This window comes from Corynebacterium sp. sy017 (genome assembly GCF_017918135.1).
Classification (GTDB): Bacteria; Actinomycetota; Actinomycetes; order Mycobacteriales; family Mycobacteriaceae; genus Corynebacterium.
Window position 1 is genome coordinate 485,522 of the sequence record NZ_RZUE01000002.1, and the last position, 17,243, is coordinate 502,764.

Genomic DNA, 17,243 nt, shown 5'->3' on the forward strand with positions numbered 1-17,243 from the left:
ATATAGAAATGTTCCAAGCGCGTCTTGGAACATTTTTCTTTACCCTAAAATAATCTTATTATTTTCTCAGGAATCTCTTGTGTAAACCTTATTTTTGGGTTATGCTGAATAGCGTTGTGTTCGAGTATCGAATGGAGAAAAAATGAAGAAACTTGTTATGGTTGCAGCTTCTGCTGCAGTATGCCTCGCAGCTGCTACTCCTGTACTTGCTACAGCTGTTGCTGAGAAGAATGCGCCTGCTGACAAAAAAGTCATCTCTGGAGTAACCATGTGGGAGCGCCACACCTTCAGTGGTTCTAGCACTGCTGTTAGTGCATTCCAAAAGTGGTTCGCTGGTGAAGAGTTCGTACAGCCAGAGATCGAAACCATGGATCTCACTGCACTTGCTTTGCCATGTGGCGAAATTGCTTACGCTGGCGACATCGTTTACAAGGACAACAACGGCGAGTTCCACGTGTACAAGTAGTGCACATAAAAGCACAACAAAAAGGAGGCTGGTCACTTGCCAGCCTCCTTTTGCTATACGACGTCAAGCAGTGGATTAACTATCGAGTTCAACAGTGTAGTCTGCGTCGGTAACCGCTGCGACATCGTCGAGAGTGACATGAGGAGCTAATTCGCGCAGAATGAGCCCATGTTCCGCCACATCAAACACGCACAAGTTTGTGATGATTCTGCTGATTGCTTGTTTCGCGGTCAAAGGCAATGAACATTCTTTGAGAATGCGTGACGATCCATCAACTGGTGAAACATGATCCATAATGGCGATTACCCGTCGTGCGCCTTTAACGAGATCCATTGCACCACCCATGCCATTCATCTTCTTGCCAGGGATACCCCAGTTTGCGATATCGCCTTTTTGGGATACTTCCAACGCGCCAAGAATAGCCGCATCAAGATGACCGCCACGAATCATGGCAAAGCTCTGCGAAGAACTAAAAGCAGAGCCACCAGGTAGGACGGTGATACATTCCTTGCCGGCATTGATGAGGTCAGGGTCTACATCTTCTTCATAAGGATATGGACCGGTTTTGAGAAGACCATTTTCTGATTGCAGCGTGATGTTAATGCCGGTTGGTAGGTAGTTTGATACAGCTGTGGGCATACCGATACCGAGGTTGACATATTCTCCGTCGTGAAGCTCTTGTGCGGCACGTTCAGCTATTTGTAGTCGTGACCAGCCCTTCTCTGGCTTTTGTGGGTCTTGCGGGCGTTCGTCGCCACCGGTGCTGCGTGGGCGAATTGTGCGCCGCTCGATTTCTTTGTTCGCTGCTTGTTCTGGAGTGAGGGGCAAAATGCGATTGACGTAAATGCCTGGGACATCAATCTCATTCATGTCGAGTTCGCCGATTTCGACCATTTCTTCAACCTCAACAACGCAAATTTTTCCGCAAGTAGCTGCGTCGGCGTTGAAGTTACCAGCACTCTTGCGGAAAACCAGGTTGCCTTCTGGATCTGCTTTATATGCGCGAATCAAGGAGAAGTCAGTGGTAATTGCTTCTTCGAGAACGAATTTTTGTTTCTCTCCCTTAAAAGTAAACTCACGAGTTTCTAAGGGGTCAGATGCTTTGATGACTTTACCGTTGTCATGAAGAATCGGTAGACCACCGTCGGATCGTGGGGTATCGACACCGGTTGCGGTATAGAAAGCTGGAATACCCGCACCGCCAGCGCGCATTTTCTCTGCTAGCGTGCCCTGGGGGATAATGTCTACTTCAATTTCACCTGCGAAGAATTGGCGCTCAAATTCCTTATTGAATCCAATATATGATCCGGCAAACTTTGTGACACGGTGTTTGTCAAAAAGTCTTGCTAGACCAAGGTGCTCATTATTGTTGATTTGAGTTCCAGGATTATTGGAATAGATAACAAGGTCTTTTGTTCCTTTATCTACAATTCCTTCGATGAGCTGCAGTGGATTACCACAGATACCGAAACCGCCGACGGCAATGCTCATGCCGTCTTCAAGTCCCTCAAGTGCTTCTTCGCGTGTTTTAACAATTTTGTGTGACATGAATTCTCCCTTACATATAAGCGGCTGGCCTGGATACGGCTGGATAATAGGAGTGCAGTATATGGCCAAGCGTTTTATATGACTTGTATATGTCATTGCGCATATTGAGACTGGTGACTATTTGCACCATATTTGTTACCCTAATCACTCTCTATAGTGATGTCAAGCACAAAAATGGCATTACTTGTCGGAGAACCCAACTTTTATAAAGGGGTAACTTCCTATTCGGGTGGGGAAGGGGGTGCTGTGCAGCCCTTTTGTGTGCAAGGATAACTTCTGGGAGCTGTATAACTTTTTGCATTATTTTTTATTTCAACTCACGCCTTGACAGTAAGTGAGATGTGTGTCACTATCTTGGAAGATATTTTTCTCGTATGCTGGGACGAAGGGATAGGAAATGAGTCATAATCTTTTCCAAAAAACAACAGATTTCCTTGGAGTTTTTGATGACATCAGCGAAGAAGACGCAGCCATTTGGGCTCGTGCTCGCTCATTCCAAGATGAATGTCACGCGAAAATTAATGATTGCTGGGATAAAGGCGAATACCCGCTAGATCTCGTACGCCGCCTTGGAGAATTAGACCTACTTACCGATGGCCTAGATATTGAGGGGCACCAAAAAATGTCTCCGCTTGCCGCCGGTTTGGCTCTCATGGAGATTACACGCATTGACCCATCTATGGGCACTGTTATCGCTGTTCAAGCTGGCCTAGCAATGCGCTCTATCGCGATGCTTGGTTCTGACGAACAAAAGAAAGAATGGCTCGATGGTCTAGCAAAAGCAGAAAAACTGGGCGCATTTGGTCTGACAGAACCAGACCACGGCTCTGACTCCATTGCTTTAGAGACTACCGCTGTTCGGGACGGCGACGAATTCGTACTTAATGGTAAGAAGCGCTGGATTGGTAATGGCTCAGTAGGTGACGTTACTGTGATTTGGGCACGCACTGAAGATGGTGAAGTTTCTGGATTTGTTGTTCCACAGAACACTCCTGGCTACAAGGGCGTGACGCAAACGGGTAAAGCAGCATTACGTGCGATTTATCAAGCAGAAATTACCCTGACAGATTGCCGTGTGCCGTTGAGTGCACAACTACCTGGCGCGCGATCTTTTAAGGATGTTGCATCTGTTTTGACAGCAACTCGTATAGGTGTGGCATGGATGGCATTAGGCTCTGCTGTTGCTTGTTATGAAAAAGCACGCGAGTACGCGCTCGAGCGGCACCAATTTGGTCGCCCGCTGGCAAAGAATCAGATCATTCAACAGCGTCTGACCAATATGCTGCTTGATCTCAATCAAATGATGTTGGTAGTACGTAAGGTCACTGAGTGTGAAGCGCGAGGCGAGTTACGTGCCGAGCAAGCATCTTTTGCAAAACTGCATAATACGCGTGCTGCTAGGCGCATTGCTGCCGACGCTCGCGATATGCTGGGTGGCGTTGGTATTTTGCTGGAAAACCACGTTATTCGCCATTTCATTGATATCGAGACAATGCATACCTATGAAGGCACCGATACAATCCAAAGCCTGATTATCGGTAAACAACTCACCGGAATGTCTGCATATCGCTAGTTTTTGCGCAGCAGGATAATAAGATGTGTACTCCCGCTATATCACATCACACGGATATAGCGGGAGTTTTTGCGCCTTAGCGCTCTTAGCCCAATCTTAACTCGATCGTGGAGCTCAATTAATTCTCAATTAATTCTTGAGCGGTTTGCGAGTCTGCGCCATATGCTGCGCACGCTCAACATTTGCTGGCAAAACCACGAGAGGAGCGTCGAAAGCGATTTCTCGCTCGCAGAACTCATCAAAGCTCAATTCTGTGATGCCGTCCTCTGCTGTGTAGTGTTGTGCCAAAGCATGAACAATGACAGCGTCAGTCTCGGTAGTGTCTGGAATGGGCCACTTGTTGTCGAGCGCAGTATCACCTTGATACAGCGGGATGATTGTATTCTGCCTTGGCGAGTAGTGAGCAAGCAAGGCACGAGCGCTCTCGATGGCTTGAGCCAATACGAGATCGCTAGAGAAAACAATCACATCATCAGCGCGAACCAGCTCTACTTCTCGAGCATAAAACGCATTAGGCAATTGCTGAGCACCAGCAACAAGATCAAATGCCTTGTGGTGGAACTCGCTCACCCCTGCGTTATATAGTCGCTCCAGGGTTGCGACAGTGCCAGTCCAACCAGGGAATAGGCCTACATTGCGCTCTGGGAAACCAATTTTAGTGTCAGCATGAACGACAACGTGGTCACAAGAGACTAATAATTCTGCTCCGCCACCGAGGGCGACGCCGCGTACTGCACCAACAATAGGAATTGGGCTGGTACGTAGGGCACGCATAACTTTAGAACCTTGTCGCAATAGCTTTTCTGCCTGTGCTTGATCCCCGGAAGCACCTGCGTCTGCAATTCCTTGCAGGAATGCACCAGCACAAAAAGCACGTGACTCATCATTACCAATGACCAAAGCCTTAATGTCGTGTTGCTCACGTTCAGCAAGGGTGCGGCTTATGACCTCAAGTGCTTGAGGGGAAAGTGAATTGAGTGGAGTATGCAAATCAAGCAGGGCAATGCCGTCTGAGAGTCTGTGGACAGAAGCTGCATCGTCGTCAATGATGGTGGTAGCCTGGCCGCTGTTGAGTAATTCCGCAATGGACACTGCACCTGCACGTTTTGGCCGAGCCACGATAGCTCCTGTGCTATCGACAACTTTATCGCCGTGATAAAAACCACCATGTGTGGCGGCAGCGCGCAAAAGCTCAGGCACCTCATCGGCTGGATATTGCTGCTCTAACCAGGAGACGCCAATGCTATCGGCAAGAGCAAAAATACCGTATTTCCACCCAAAACCTAGAATCAGTCCTTGGTCGATGAGTTCCACGTTATCAGCAATTTCTGGTGCGACTTCGCAGCAATACTTAAGAGTGGTGAGGAATAATTCCTTTGCGTAGCGTCCACCTGCAGAGTCTGTCTCAACTACTTCACGAGGATTCTTTAAGCCCACTGCAGGATCATTTGGCGCAGTACGTTTGACGTACTCGTAATTTTCGTTAATTACTTCATCGCGTCCGCGATAAAAACCACCATCGCCAGTTCTGCCAGTTAGGCCGCGTTCATTGAGCGCTGCAATAAACTCATCGTGTGCCAGCGGATATGTATGAATACCGTCGTGTGCTGGCAAAGTTTTTTCAAGGCTACCCCATACGTGTGGCACTAATTGCAACCCGATGTAATCAAGCAATCCGAAAATACCAGTACGAGGAATGCCGAATGCTTTACCAAAGGTAGCGTCGGCAAGCTCATAGGAAACACCCTGATTGCGCGCAATATGTGCACCTGCTGCCAACCAGAAACAACCGACGCGATTAGCGATAAACCCTGGTGTATCGCGGCAGTCAAGTGCTACTTTCCCAAGCTGGTGCTCAATAGCTAGCCTGAGTGTTTCCTCAGTTGTGGCAGCTGTGTGCTCGCTGCAAATGAGCTCCACTAATCGCATAATCTTGGGTGGATTAAAAAAGTGTGTGATCGCAAACTTCTCCCGACGCTGTTGCGGTACCCCGGCAACCAAGTCGGCAAGTTTGAGGGTAGAAGTATTAGAACTGAGAATTGCCTCTGCCTTGAGGTGCGGCTCAACTGTGCGATAGAGCGCGTGCTTGGCATCGAGATCCTCAAAAATTGCTTCAATAACCCAATCGCAGTCTTCCAGTAATTCCAGGTCGTCGGTAGTGTTACCAGTGCGTACATTCTGTGCAAGCGTGGGGTGGTAGAAACCGCGTCGTTTGAGCTGGATTTCCACGCCTTTTTCTGCTCGCTCGCTACGATTGGTACCTTCGGCGACCATATCCAGCAAAACCACATCAATACCTGTGGAAGCAAGTAACGCTGCAATACCAGAGCCCATGGATCCGGCACCCAGAACCGCTGCTTTTTTAATGGGGGCGCGTAGTGCTGTGGCAGGTGCATAGTTGATAGTAGACATTTATGCCTCCTTGCTCTCAGTAGCATTTTCGACGATAAGTGCAATGCCTTGGCCACCACCGATGCACAAGGTTACCAAGCCATAGCGCTTGCCCAATCGCTTAAGTCCATAGAGAATTTTGGTGGTCAAAATGGCACCCGTAGCTCCTACTGGATGACCATGTGCAATAGCGCCACCCCAGACATTTGTTTTTTCCGGATCGAATCCGAGTTTGTCCTGGACAGCGAGTGCTTGTGCAGCAAAGGCTTCATTGGACTCAATGAGGTCAATATCGTCGAGAGTTAATCCTGCTTTAGCTAGTGCTTTTGGTACTGCTTCAATAGGCCCTAGCCCCATGCGCGTTGGATCCACACCTGCAATGCCCCAACTGATAATTTTTGCCAGCGGGCGCAGACCTTGTTCTTGCACTGTCTGTGCATTAGCAAGAATCAATGATGCAGCACCGTCGTTAATTCCGGAGGCATTACCTGCGGTCACTGTGCCGTCTTTACTAAAAGCGGGTGGTAGTGCCGATAGCTTTTCGACGGTTGTCTCACGTGGATGCTCATCAGTGTGGAACTGGGTGGTTCCTTTGCGTGAGTGGATTGTCACTGGCACGATTTCTTCTTTGTGGGCACCTGATTCTCGTGCTGCTGCCGCGCGTGTTTGTGATTGTGCGGCAAATTCATCTTGTCGGGTGCGGGAAATGCCATAGTCGCCAGCGATATTTTCTGCGGTAACTCCCATATGGCCTGTTCCAAAGGGGCATTCTAGAGTGCCGGTGAGCCAATCGAGAAGACGGCCTTCACCCATTTTTTTGCCTTTGCGCATATTTTCTACGGAGTAAGGGGCATTGGACATTGATTCCACACCTGTGACTAGTGCTATGTCGCTGTCACCATCGCGAACAGTTTGTGCTGCGGAAACGATTGCTTGTACGCCAGAACCACAGAGGCGATTGACATTGAGCGCTATGGCTGAATCTGGCATTCCTACTGCTCGGGCGATTTTTCGGGAGATATATGCATCTGATGGTTCGGTGGGGATCACATTTCCAGCTACGGAGGCTTGGATATCTTCTGGTGATATTCCTGCACGTTCAATGGCTGCCTGGGCGGAGAATGTGCCTAGTTCTGTGGGGGAGAAATGGGCGAGAGATCCACCAAATTTTCCAATTGGAAGGCGAGCAGCAGACAAAATATAGACGTCAGTCATTTTTACTCCATTAGTTAGGGTGCACGACACTTCATACTATAAAGTAGTACAGGTCACATTCTAAGTGAAGTAGTGGTGTGCTGCAATTGTCTTTTTGTATGAATTAACGCATTGCCCCCTTATAGGTATGGTCACTTAAATAGACAAAAGCTATAAATTTTTCTGCTTGTCGTCGACTGTTGTTATTCTGGGGTGAGTTATTGAGCTAATAGACATTAACAATCAAGAACAATTCCAGAAAAAACTAGAACTAATCATCGATAAGTCACAATCAGGAGGACAAGCATATGGAACATCGGCAAGTAGCGCAGCGCGTGTTGGCAGCCGTAGGTGGTGAGGAAAATATCGTTGGTGCTGCTCATTGTGCCACAAGGCTACGCATGGTGCTCAAAGATAAAGGCAAAGTCAATACTCAAGCCTTGGAGGACGATCCAGACCTCAAAGGAATCTTTGAGTCTGGCGGAATGTTTCAGGTGATCGTCGGTCCAGGAGATGTCAATGTTGTATTTAAGGAATTAAACACCCTGACCACAAAAGATATCGCAGTATCAACTGAACAACTCAAAGATATTGCAGCAAATTCCGGTAACGCATTTAGCCGTTCAGTAAAAGTACTTGCAGATATTTTCGTGCCACTCATTCCGATTCTTGTCGGCGGCGGTCTACTCATGGCGCTCTACTCGGTGCTAACCTCCGAGGGGCTTTTTGGCGAAAAATCCGTCATCGAGATGATGCCGGTACTTGCCGGTTTCTCCGAACTCGTTAATCTCTTAGCCTCGGCTCCTTTTGCCTTCTTGCCTGTTCTCGTTGGGTTTACTGCCACCAAGCGCTTTGGCGGTAATGAGTTCCTCGGTGCCGGCATCGGCATGGCAATGGTAATGCCTAGTCTAGTCAGTGGTTACGATGCTGCTACTGCAATCCAAGAAGGAACAATGCCTTATTGGGATGTCTTTGGCTTATCGGTTGCTCAAGCCGGTTACCAAGGATCCGTGCTGCCTATCTTGGTGATTTCCTGGATCCTAGCCACAATCGAAAAGTCCCTGCATAAGGTACTCAAAGGGACTGTTGATTTTTTGGTTACCCCAGTGCTTACCTTGCTGAGCGTTGGATTCATTACTTTCGTACTCATTGGGCCATTCTTGCGCACTGCTGGCGAGTGGCTTGGCATGGGATTGGCTCATCTCTATGAATTCTCTGGTCCCTTTGGTGGTTTGCTCTTTGGTTTGGTGTATTCTCCTATAGTTCTTACTGGTTTGCATCAGTCTTTCCCGCCAATCGAAATGATGCTCTGGGAACAAGGCGGCTCGTTTATTTTTCCGATTGCAGCTATGGCTAATATCGCCCAAGGTGCTGCCACATTGGCGGTGTATTTCCTTGCCCGCTCTCAAAAGCTCAAAGCCCTTGCCGGCGCTTCAGGAATTTCAGCTCTCTTTGGCATTACTGAACCGGCAATCTTTGGGGTGAATCTACGCTTGCGCTGGCCATTCTATATCGGTATGGGAGCGGCTGCGGTGTCTTCAGCTTTCATTGCGCTTTTCGACGTACGGGCTGACACTTTAGGAGCGGCTGGTTTTATTGGATTTGTCTCGGTGCCACGATTCGTGCCTACGTTTTTCTTATGCGCAGGTATTTCGTTTGTAGTTTCGCTGATTGCTGCATATGGATATGGTCGTTACCTGATCGCTCGCAAAGGCGGCATTGATCCCAGTGAGGCGGCAGGGCAGTCTAGCGCTGAAGCAGTGCAACCCGGTGCTCACGTTCACGCTGCCGACAATGCAGTGCAATTATATGCGCCGCTTTCGGGTCGAGCAGTGGAATTATCAAAAGTCGCTGACCCTATGTTTGCGGCCGGAAAACTAGGTGCTGGTGTGGCTATTGAACCAGAAATAGGCAAATTAGTAGCACCTGTTTCCGGAAAAGTAACAGTCACCTTCGCGTCGAAACACGCCTATGCTATCCGTACTCAAGGCAGCGATGGGAAAAATGTTGATGTACTCATGCATATTGGTTTTGACACGGTGAACTTAGAAGGAAAGCACTTCGAGTCTTTTGTGAATAAAGGGGATCAAGTCACAGTAGGGGATGTGTTGGCGGAATTTGATATTGCGGCGATTAAAGCTGCCGGATATCCAGTGACGACACCAATTGTTATTTCTAACTCTAAAAAGACAGGAGCTGTCTTAGCTGGCGCTGACTTTAGGGACGGTGAAAAAATTGATTTTGGTGCGCGATTGCTAAGCGTCGATCCAGCGCCTGCTCCCACAGCTACTGCGTAGTATGCGCAAGTATGGAAAAGTGTGGTTAAGAAATAAATAGAACTGTATTGAGGCTGCTGAGGAAGCACTGCACAGCTGATTGTGGTTCCTTACTTGGTGCTGAAGTGCAAACTTGCGCTTCAGTTCCTGCGTATGCTTTAATACCTTGGTTGTCTAAAGTCGGTCGGTTTGGTGTGGCGCGTTTCCGAACCCCTAAGCTAAGACCTTTCGACTATAATTTCATACCTTTACAGGTTATGTGCTTGTCGTAAAACTTTAGTGGCATGTAAATGTACATAGACCGCGTACGTCAGTTCGGAAATCTGCCGTACATATAATCCAGGTCAAGGAGACTCAAGTGATTCAACAGGAATCGCGTCTGAAAGTCGCTGACAACACTGGTGCACGTGAAATTTTGTGCATTCGTGTTCTTGGTGGCTCAACTCGACGTTTTGCTGGCATTGGTGACGTTATTGTCGCTACCGTTAAGGAAGCAACTCCAGGTGGCAATGTTAAAGCTGGCGACATTGTAAAAGCTGTTATTGTTCGTGCGAAGAAAGAAACTCGTCGTCCAGACGGTTCATACATTCGTTTCGACGAGAACGCAGCCGTTATCATCAAGAATGATAATGAGCCTCGCGGTACTCGTATCTTCGGTCCAGTTGCTCGTGAGCTTCGTGAAAAGCGTTTCATGAAGATCGTTTCTCTCGCACCGGAGGTGATCTAACTTATGAAGATTCATAAGGGTGATATGGTACTTGTTATTTCTGGTCCTGATAAAGGAGCAAAAGGCAAGGTAATCAAGGCTTTCCCAAAGCTCGATAAGGTTTTGGTTGAGGGCGTTAACCGAGTAAAGAAGCACGTGGCTAACTCTGCGCCAGAGCGTGGTGCTGAATCCGGTGGGATTGTGACCCAGGAAGCTCCAATCCACGTATCCAATGTTATGGTTTTGGACTCTGATGGAAACCCAACTCGCGTTGGTTACCGCTTCGATGAGAACGGAAAGAAAGTTCGTATCTCACGTCGTAACGGGAAGGACATTTAATAATGAGCGATTACACTCCACGTCTTAAGGCCCGTTACCGCGAAGAAATTCGTTCTAAGATGAATGAACAATTCGCTTACGAGAACATCATGCAAATCCCTGGTGTTGAAAAAGTGGTAGTGAACATGGGTGTCGGTGAGGCGGCTCGTGATTCCAAACTTATCAACGGTGCAATTGCGGATTTGAGTGCGATTACTGGTCAAAAACCAGAGCTTCGCCGTGCAAAGAAATCTATTGCTAACTTCAAGTTGCGTGAAGGTATGCCAATTGGTGCACGCGTTACCCTTCGTGGCGACCGTATGTGGGAATTCCTTGATCGTCTCTTGACTGTAGCACTACCACGTATTCGTGACTTCCGTGGTCTTTCTGACCAGCAGTTCGACGGACACGGTAACTACACCTTTGGTCTTAGTGAGCAAACCATGTTCTACGAAATTGACGTAGACAAGGTTGATCGTCCTCGTGGTATGGATATCACCGTGGTAACCACTGCTACCAATAACGATGAAGGCCGCGCACTTTTGCTTCACCTTGGATTCCCATTCAAGGATGCAGATGGAAATATCCAGCGCGTTAAATAATGAAACTCTAGTTTCATTTGTAGAGGCGTAACCCCATAACAAGGGGTTACGCCTTTTTCTTTGATTGTTTCTTTTTGCAGTTCGTGCTCAGTTACAGACAAAACTATAATTAAAAATTAATGATGTATGAGTACGCACTAATAGAAGATAAGAGAGTATAACGGCGATGGAGATTGTTATTTGTTCACAACGTGAACAAGCAGGTGTGATTGCGGCAGATATTTATGAACCACATATTCGGGCGCGAAAAAACCTAGGTTTAGCCACTGGTTCAACACCCTTGCCGCTTTATCGTGAGCTCATCCGTAGGCATAAAGAAGAAGGATTATCTTTTGCCGATTCACAAGTTTTTCTTCTCGACGAATATGTAGGTCTTCCTAAAGAACACGAACAAAGTTACTACCAGACTATCCGTCGTGAGTTGTGTGATCACATTGATATTGCTGATGAGAATGTGCATAGTCCTGATGGGTGCGCCGAGCACCCTGAGCAAGCAGCGCAATCATATGATGAGCAAGTGACCAAGGCGGGGATTGCTATTCAAGTTCTTGGCATTGGTAGCGACGGTCATATTGGTTTCAATGAGCCAACGTCGTCATTAGCGGGGCGTACTCGAATAAAAACGCTACATCCGATGACTCTTCGCGATAATTCACGTTTCTTTAATGACGATGAAACTCAAGTGCCACGCCACTGCATTACGCAGGGGGTTGGCACAATTATGCAAGCGGAGCATATTCTTGTGCTGGCGTTTGGCGAGAATAAGGCAGATGCAGTCCGGGACATGGTTGAGGGTTCTATATCTGCAATGTGCCCTGCGAGTGCTCTGCAAATGCATCCTCACACTACAGTGCTTCTCGACGAAGCGGCTGCGGGAAAGTTGGAGTATGCAGATTACTATGTTCATGCGTTAGAACATAAACCGGGATGGCAGAGTTTCTAAACTCTATTTGCTTTTTATGCCTTTGCTCTGGTAAATTCGTCCCTTGGACTTTTGTGCGCTTTTGTTGTGCACATAATCCATAGAGTACATTTTTCAACTTACTTTGTTGTAGGCCCTGTGCCCTGTGCGACCGTGCACAATATAGTTTAAGGTGGCGAGCAACCCGGCTCTGTGAGTTATAAGGGAAGCGTAAAGTTGCCAAAAGAAAAAGCACGGTAACGCTATGGGGTGTGAGGAACCGCAACGAGAAAGGCATAAAGGTCACATCCATGACCATGACAGATCCTATTGCGGATATGCTGTCTCGCGTGCGTAATGCTAGCCATGCGCATCATGACACCGTATCCATGCCTTCCTCAAAGCTCAAGGTAAACATTGCCGAGATTCTTAAGAGTGAAGGATACATTTCTAACTACACAGTTGAGCAGGGCAAGGTTGCAAAGACTTTGACTCTCGAATTGAAGTACGGCCCATCTCGCGAGCGTTCCATTGCTGGTGTACGCCGTGTGTCTAAGCCAGGTCTTCGCGTGTATGCAAAGTCCAATAACTTGCCGAAGGTACTTGGCGGCCTTGGTGTGGCTATTATTTCCACTTCACAAGGTTTGCTTACTGATCGTCAGGCATATCAGAAAGGCGTAGGCGGAGAAGTTCTCGCCTACGTCTGGTAAGGGAGGGGCGAAAATGTCACGTGTAGGTAAAGCTCCTATCGCTATCCCATCTAATGTTGAAGCAAAAATTGATGGTCGTTTTGTTGAGGTTAAAGGTCCAAAGGGTACCTTGAACGTCACCATCCCTGAACCAATTTCTGTTGCACAAGAAGATGGTCAGATTGTGGTTACTCGTCCAGATGACCACCGCCGTTCACGCTCCATGCATGGTTTGTCTCGTTCTTTGATCAACAACATGGTTGTTGGTGTTACTGAAGGCTACACCATTAAAATGGAAATCTTCGGTGTTGGATACCGTGTACAGGCTAAAGGTAAAAACCTAGAGTTCTCTCTTGGTTATTCTCACCCAGTGCTTATTGAGGCACCTGAAGGAATTACCTTTGCTGTAGACGGAACTACCAAGTTGTCCGTTTCAGGTATCGACAAGCAAAAAGTTGGACAGATCGCTGCCATTATCCGTCGTCTGCGTAAGGATGATCCTTATAAGGGCAAGGGTATTCGTTACGAAGGTGAGCAGATCCGTCGCAAGGTCGGAAAGACGGGTAAGTAAAGCATGAGTAACTCTGAAAACAATAATGGTAAGCGCGTGCCAGTAGGCAAGGACATCTCTACTCGCCGTCGTGAGGCACGTATCCGTCGTCATGTTCGCGTTCGCAAGAATTTGCGTGGTACTCCTGAAGCACCTCGTCTTGTTGTGCACCGTTCTTCTCGCCATATGCACGTCCAGGTTATTGATGACGTAGCTGGTCATACTTTGGCTGCTGCTTCTACAATTGAACCTCAGGTGCGTGAGCTTGAAGGTGATAAGAAGACCAAGAGCGCAAAGGTAGGCGAACTTATTGCTGCTCGTGCTCTTGAAGCAGGAATCACAAAGGTCGTTTTTGACCGCGCTGGTTATAAATATCACGGTCGCGTTGCAGCGGTTGCTGATGCAGCTCGTGAAGGTGGTCTGAAGTTCTAATGATTACCGCAAACATGATAAACAACGGAAGGAACGCATAATGTCGGGACGTGAACGACGTGACGGCGGGCGCTCCGCCGACGAAAGCCAGAACAAGAATGAACGCCGCGGCGGACGTCGCGACGATCGTCGTAACCAACAGCAAGATGAGCGCTCACAATACATTGAGCGTGTAGTTACCATTAACCGTGTATCCAAGGTGGTTAAGGGTGGTCGTCGCTTTAGCTTCACCGCTTTGGTCATCGTTGGTGACGGTAAAGGACTTGTTGGTGTTGGCTATGGTAAGGCCAAAGAAGTACCAGCAGCTATCCAAAAGGGTGCAGAAGAAGCACGTAAGAACTTCTTCCGTGTTCCTATGGTTGGCGGAACCATTACTCACCCAGTTCAAGGTGAGGCTGCAGCCGGTGTAGTTATGCTACGTCCAGCTGCACCAGGTACCGGTGTTATTGCTGGTGGTGCTGCTCGTCCAGTGCTTGAATGTGCCGGAATCCAGGATATTCTTTCTAAGTCTCTTGGTTCTGATAACGCAATCAACGTAGTTCACGCTACTGTTGATGGTCTTAAGCAATTGGTACGACCTGAAGAAGTCGCTGCTCGTCGTGGCAAGACTCTGGAGGAAGTTGTTCCAGCTCGTATGCTACGCGCTCGTAGTGGACAGGAGGCTTAACCATGGCTCTGAAAATTACCCAGAAAAAAGGTTTGGTTGGTGCAAACCCAAAGCAGCGTAAGAACATGGCTGCTCTTGGTCTTAAGCGCATTAACCACTCCGTCGTCCGCGAAGACAACCCAGCTGTGCGAGGCATGATTAACATTGTGCGTCACATGGTTACTGTCGAAGAAGTGGCAGGGGAGTAATAAATGAGTGATCCAATCAAACTACATGATTTGCGCCCAGCAAAAGGTGCGCACAAAGCTAAAACCCGCGTTGGTCGCGGTGAGGCTTCCAAAGGTAAGACCGCAGGTCGAGGCACCAAAGGTACCAAGGCTCGTAAGCAAGTTTCCGCTGCTTTCGAGGGTGGTCAGATGCCAATTCATATGCGTCTACCTAAGCTCAAAGGCTTCAAGAACAACAACAAGGTTTACTTCCAGGTTGTTAATGTAGCCGACTTAGAAAAGGCATTCCCTAATGGGGGCGATGTCGCAGTTGCTGATATTGTTGCAGCAGGTCTTGTTCGTGCTAAGCAACCAGTTAAGGTTCTTGGCGACGGTGAGCTTAACGTTAAACTTAACGTTACTGCAGATAAATTCTCTAAGTCTGCAAAAGAAAAGATCGAAGCAGCTGGTGGCTCCATTACTGAAGCCTAAAATGCTGTGACGCTCTGTATTGCATGAGCAAAGAAAATGTGGTGTTTTGCCTTTGGCGCACCACATTTTTTATGCCAAAACCCAAAGTTCAGCCAACTCTGAGAAAACTTAGTTACATACTGTATTTCTAGATTTCTCACCGGAAGAAAACATAGGCTTTGCCCCAATAACCTCGTAAAGTGGTTGGAAACGATTTTCAGTGGTAGAGTAGCTAAGTCAATTATGTTTAGATGTTATATCTGAACATCAGAATATAAGTAAGAAAAAAATACGTAATAAGTACAAGCCTTCTTCCTGGTCAGAATGTGCAAGGCACACTGTTACCAAAGGAGAAGTCAGGAGGCAAAGTGTCCGCCATTATTCAGGCTTTTAAGGATGCGGATTTGCGACGCAAAATCCTCATCTCGATCGCACTCATCATTCTCTATCGTGTTGGTGCGCAGATTCCTTCGCCTGGAGTCGATTATGCCCTTATTAGTGGTCGAATCCGTCAGCTTACTGAAGAATCAGGTAGCGTTTACTCTTTGATTAATCTTTTCTCAGGAGGCGCTTTACTTCAGCTGTCGATTTTTGCAATCGGTGTCATGCCGTACATTACGTCTTCTATCATTATGCAGCTATTGACAGTTGTCGTGCCTCGCTTTGAGGAATTAAAGAAAGAGGGACAATCTGGTCAGGCGAAGATGGATCAGTACACTCGCTATCTGACTCTCGCTTTAGCTCTACTACAGTCTGCAGGTATTGTCGCACTTGCTGATCGCGAGCAACTGCTTGGTCAAGGTGTTCGTGTGCTCAAAGAAGATGCTGGTCTATTTGACCTCATCGTCTTGGTGCTCACTATGACTGCTGGCGCAATGCTTGTGATGTGGTTTGGCGAGATTATCACTGAACGTGGCGTAGGCAATGGTATGTCATTGCTCATCTTCGCAGGTATTGCTACACGTTTGCCTTCCGACGGTGCCAATATCCTCAACACATCTGGAGGAATGGTCTTTGCTATTGTGTTGATTGCAGTCATCGTGCTTGTGGTTGGCATTATCTTTATTGAGCAAGGGCAGCGTCGTATTCCTGTTCAGTATGCAAAGCGTATGGTTGGTCGTCGCCAGTATGGAGGCACTTCCACATACCTTCCATTGAAGGTGAATCAAGCTGGCGTTATCCCAGTGATCTTTGCGTCTTCGCTTATTTATATGCCAGTGCTCATTACCCAGATTATTCAATCTAATTCTGATGGAGCTTCCAATAACTGGTGGCAGCGTAATGTCATTCAGTACCTGCAGGCACCATCATCATGGCAATATATTGTGCTGTATTTTGTCCTTATCATTTTCTTCTCCTATTTCTATGTTTCTGTGCAATATGATCCGACAGAGCAAGCAGAAAATATGAAGAAGTATGGTGGTTTTATTCCTGGTATTCGTCCGGGACGCCCAACTGCTGAGTATTTGCAGTACGTGATGAATCGTTTGCTTTTTGTTGGTGCACTCTACTTAGGCGTGATTGCTGTGTTGCCAAATATCGCACTTGATTTAGGGGTAAGCGGAAGTTCTTCCAGTGCAACACCTTTTGGTGGTACTGCTATTTTGATTATGGTTTCGGTAGCATTGACCACTGTAAAGCAAATTGAATCACAACTTCTTCAGAGCAACTACGAAGGAATCTTGAAATAATGCGATTGGTACTTCTCGGTCCTCCTGGTGCAGGTAAAGGCACTCAAGCAGCAATTCTTTCCGAAAAATTAGGTATTCCGCATATCTCTACTGGTGATTTGTTCCGCGCGAACATTGGGCAAGGAACACCACTAGGGCTGAAGGCGAAAGAGTATATTGACGCTGGTAAATTGGTTCCTACTGATGTTACTGCCGATATGGTTAAAGATCGTCTGCAGCAGGATGATGCTCAGCAAGGATTTTTGCTTGATGGTTTTCCGCGTACTGTTGAGCAAGCGGATATTCTAGAAGAATTCCTTGCAGAACATGGTCTTAAGATTGACGCTGTTATTAACTACGAGGTGTCTGAGGATGTTGTCGTCGAGCGTATGCTTGCGCGAGGTCGTGCTGACGATAATGAAGATACGATTCGTACTCGTCTTGAGGTCTATGCAAATGAAACAGCACCATTGATTGCACATTATGGACAGCGCATTATCAATATCATTGCTGAGGGGAGTGTAGAGGATATTAATGCTCGTACGCTCGAGGTATTGAATAAATAGAATGGATAAAACTCAGCAATGAACGTGCTGAGAAAATTTCTACCCCAGGTCATTGGTATTTCCAATTGCCTGGGTTT

General features: G+C 47.4%; 18 protein-coding genes. 15 read left to right on the forward strand and 3 right to left on the reverse strand.

All coding sequences use genetic code 11. From position 1 onward, the window contains the following. Nucleotides 1-142: 142 nt before the first annotated feature. The gene (locus tag EML15_RS05610; RefSeq protein ID WP_144273861.1) at nt 143-466 is read left to right on the forward strand and encodes a hypothetical protein; all 324 of its coding nucleotides are present in this window, start codon (nt 143-145) and stop codon (nt 464-466) included. 75 nt (nt 467-541) lie between these two features. On the opposite strand, the gene EML15_RS05615 is transcribed toward EML15_RS05610, so the two are convergent. After that, nucleotides 542-2,014: a 3-oxoacid CoA-transferase gene (locus tag EML15_RS05615; RefSeq protein WP_144273862.1), complete on the reverse strand. Its 1,473-nt coding sequence runs from the start codon at nt 2,012-2,014 to the stop codon at nt 542-544. 397 nt (nt 2,015-2,411) lie between these two features. Here EML15_RS05615 and EML15_RS05620 point away from each other — a divergent pair, with 397 nt between their 5' ends. Then, a complete protein-coding gene (locus tag EML15_RS05620) occupies nt 2,412-3,587 on the forward strand; it encodes an acyl-CoA dehydrogenase family protein (protein WP_144273863.1) in 1,176 nt (391 codons plus the stop codon). Between the two features lie 129 nt (nt 3,588-3,716). Here EML15_RS05620 and EML15_RS05625 read toward each other — a convergent pair whose 3' ends face one another. Together EML15_RS05625 and EML15_RS05630 are read right to left on the reverse strand one after the other, a co-directional pair. Then, complete coding sequence (locus EML15_RS05625) at nt 3,717-5,999, reverse strand: 3-hydroxyacyl-CoA dehydrogenase/enoyl-CoA hydratase family protein (RefSeq protein WP_144273864.1); 2,283 nt, start codon at nt 5,997-5,999, stop codon at nt 3,717-3,719. Continuing rightward, nucleotides 6,000-7,193: an acetyl-CoA C-acyltransferase gene (locus EML15_RS05630; RefSeq protein ID WP_144273865.1), complete on the reverse strand. Its 1,194-nt coding sequence runs from the start codon at nt 7,191-7,193 to the stop codon at nt 6,000-6,002. Between the two features lie 287 nt (nt 7,194-7,480). Between EML15_RS05630 and EML15_RS05635 the strand changes: the two genes are divergently transcribed. The 13 genes from EML15_RS05635 to EML15_RS05695 all read left to right on the forward strand — a co-directional run bounded on the left by EML15_RS05635 (nt 7,481) and on the right by EML15_RS05695 (nt 17,166). Then, a complete protein-coding gene (locus EML15_RS05635; protein ID WP_144273866.1) occupies nt 7,481-9,469 on the forward strand; it encodes a sucrose-specific PTS transporter subunit IIBC in 1,989 nt (662 codons plus the stop codon). A 337-nt stretch (nt 9,470-9,806) separates the two neighbouring features. After that, the gene (gene rplN, locus EML15_RS05640) at nt 9,807-10,175 is read left to right on the forward strand and encodes a 50S ribosomal protein L14 (protein WP_144273867.1); all 369 of its coding nucleotides are present in this window, start codon (nt 9,807-9,809) and stop codon (nt 10,173-10,175) included. A gap of 3 nt (nt 10,176-10,178) precedes the next feature. Further along, the gene (gene rplX / locus EML15_RS05645) at nt 10,179-10,493 is read left to right on the forward strand and encodes a 50S ribosomal protein L24 (protein ID WP_144273868.1); all 315 of its coding nucleotides are present in this window, start codon (nt 10,179-10,181) and stop codon (nt 10,491-10,493) included. Between the two features lie 2 nt (nt 10,494-10,495). After that, on the forward strand, nt 10,496-11,074 hold the full coding sequence (gene rplE / locus EML15_RS05650; RefSeq protein WP_185967187.1) for a 50S ribosomal protein L5: 579 nt from the start codon (nt 10,496-10,498) through the stop codon (nt 11,072-11,074). Nucleotides 11,075-11,240: 166 nt separating this feature from the next. Beyond that, nucleotides 11,241-12,017, forward strand: a complete 777-nt coding sequence (gene nagB / locus EML15_RS05655; protein WP_144273870.1) for a glucosamine-6-phosphate deaminase — start codon at nt 11,241-11,243, stop codon at nt 12,015-12,017. Nucleotides 12,018-12,286: 269 nt separating this feature from the next. Next, on the forward strand, nt 12,287-12,685 hold the full coding sequence (gene rpsH / locus EML15_RS05660) for a 30S ribosomal protein S8 (RefSeq protein WP_144273871.1): 399 nt from the start codon (nt 12,287-12,289) through the stop codon (nt 12,683-12,685). A 13-nt stretch (nt 12,686-12,698) separates the two neighbouring features. Beyond that, a complete protein-coding gene (gene rplF, locus EML15_RS05665) occupies nt 12,699-13,235 on the forward strand; it encodes a 50S ribosomal protein L6 (RefSeq protein WP_144273872.1) in 537 nt (178 codons plus the stop codon). Nucleotides 13,236-13,238: 3 nt separating this feature from the next. Continuing rightward, on the forward strand, nt 13,239-13,646 hold the full coding sequence (gene rplR, locus EML15_RS05670; protein WP_144273873.1) for a 50S ribosomal protein L18: 408 nt from the start codon (nt 13,239-13,241) through the stop codon (nt 13,644-13,646). 40 nt (nt 13,647-13,686) lie between these two features. After that, entirely contained in the window at nt 13,687-14,313 is a 627-nt protein-coding gene (gene rpsE, locus EML15_RS05675) for a 30S ribosomal protein S5 (RefSeq protein ID WP_144273874.1), read from the forward strand. 2 nt (nt 14,314-14,315) lie between these two features. Beyond that, entirely contained in the window at nt 14,316-14,501 is a 186-nt protein-coding gene (gene rpmD / locus EML15_RS05680) for a 50S ribosomal protein L30 (protein WP_144273875.1), read from the forward strand. 3 nt (nt 14,502-14,504) lie between these two features. Next, nucleotides 14,505-14,951 (forward strand): 50S ribosomal protein L15, encoded by a 447-nt coding sequence (gene rplO, locus EML15_RS05685; RefSeq protein ID WP_144273876.1) that lies wholly within the window; start codon nt 14,505-14,507, stop codon nt 14,949-14,951. 347 nt (nt 14,952-15,298) lie between these two features. Beyond that, the gene (gene secY / locus EML15_RS05690; protein ID WP_144273877.1) at nt 15,299-16,621 is read left to right on the forward strand and encodes a preprotein translocase subunit SecY; all 1,323 of its coding nucleotides are present in this window, start codon (nt 15,299-15,301) and stop codon (nt 16,619-16,621) included. Further along, nucleotides 16,621-17,166, forward strand: coding sequence for an adenylate kinase (locus EML15_RS05695; protein ID WP_144273878.1), 546 nt, complete (start codon nt 16,621-16,623; stop codon nt 17,164-17,166). Before secY ends, EML15_RS05695 begins: the two co-directional genes overlap by 1 nt. Nucleotides 17,167-17,243 lie beyond the last annotated feature (77 nt).

Excerpts from the sequence above, each read along its gene's own strand:
- EML15_RS05610 (WP_144273861.1), top strand. The coding sequence starts at position 143 with ATGAAGAAACTTGTTATGGTTGCAGCTTCTGCTGCAGTATGCCTCGCA.
- EML15_RS05615 (WP_144273862.1), bottom strand. The coding sequence starts at position 2,014 with ATGTCACACAAAATTGTTAAAACACGCGAAGAAGCACTTGAGGGACTT.
- EML15_RS05620 (WP_144273863.1), top strand. The coding sequence starts at position 2,412 with ATGAGTCATAATCTTTTCCAAAAAACAACAGATTTCCTTGGAGTTTTT.
- EML15_RS05625 (WP_144273864.1), bottom strand. The coding sequence starts at position 5,999 with ATGTCTACTATCAACTATGCACCTGCCACAGCACTACGCGCCCCCATT.
- EML15_RS05630 (WP_144273865.1), bottom strand. The coding sequence starts at position 7,193 with ATGACTGACGTCTATATTTTGTCTGCTGCTCGCCTTCCAATTGGAAAA.
- EML15_RS05635 (WP_144273866.1), top strand. The coding sequence starts at position 7,481 with ATGGAACATCGGCAAGTAGCGCAGCGCGTGTTGGCAGCCGTAGGTGGT.
- rplX (WP_144273868.1), top strand. The coding sequence starts at position 10,179 with ATGAAGATTCATAAGGGTGATATGGTACTTGTTATTTCTGGTCCTGAT.
- rplE (WP_185967187.1), top strand. The coding sequence starts at position 10,496 with ATGAGCGATTACACTCCACGTCTTAAGGCCCGTTACCGCGAAGAAATT.
- nagB (WP_144273870.1), top strand. The coding sequence starts at position 11,241 with ATGGAGATTGTTATTTGTTCACAACGTGAACAAGCAGGTGTGATTGCG.
- rpsH (WP_144273871.1), top strand. The coding sequence starts at position 12,287 with ATGACCATGACAGATCCTATTGCGGATATGCTGTCTCGCGTGCGTAAT.
- rplF (WP_144273872.1), top strand. The coding sequence starts at position 12,699 with ATGTCACGTGTAGGTAAAGCTCCTATCGCTATCCCATCTAATGTTGAA.
- rplR (WP_144273873.1), top strand. The coding sequence starts at position 13,239 with ATGAGTAACTCTGAAAACAATAATGGTAAGCGCGTGCCAGTAGGCAAG.
- rpsE (WP_144273874.1), top strand. The coding sequence starts at position 13,687 with ATGTCGGGACGTGAACGACGTGACGGCGGGCGCTCCGCCGACGAAAGC.
- rpmD (WP_144273875.1), top strand. The coding sequence starts at position 14,316 with ATGGCTCTGAAAATTACCCAGAAAAAAGGTTTGGTTGGTGCAAACCCA.
- rplO (WP_144273876.1), top strand. The coding sequence starts at position 14,505 with ATGAGTGATCCAATCAAACTACATGATTTGCGCCCAGCAAAAGGTGCG.
- EML15_RS05695 (WP_144273878.1), top strand. The coding sequence starts at position 16,621 with ATGCGATTGGTACTTCTCGGTCCTCCTGGTGCAGGTAAAGGCACTCAA.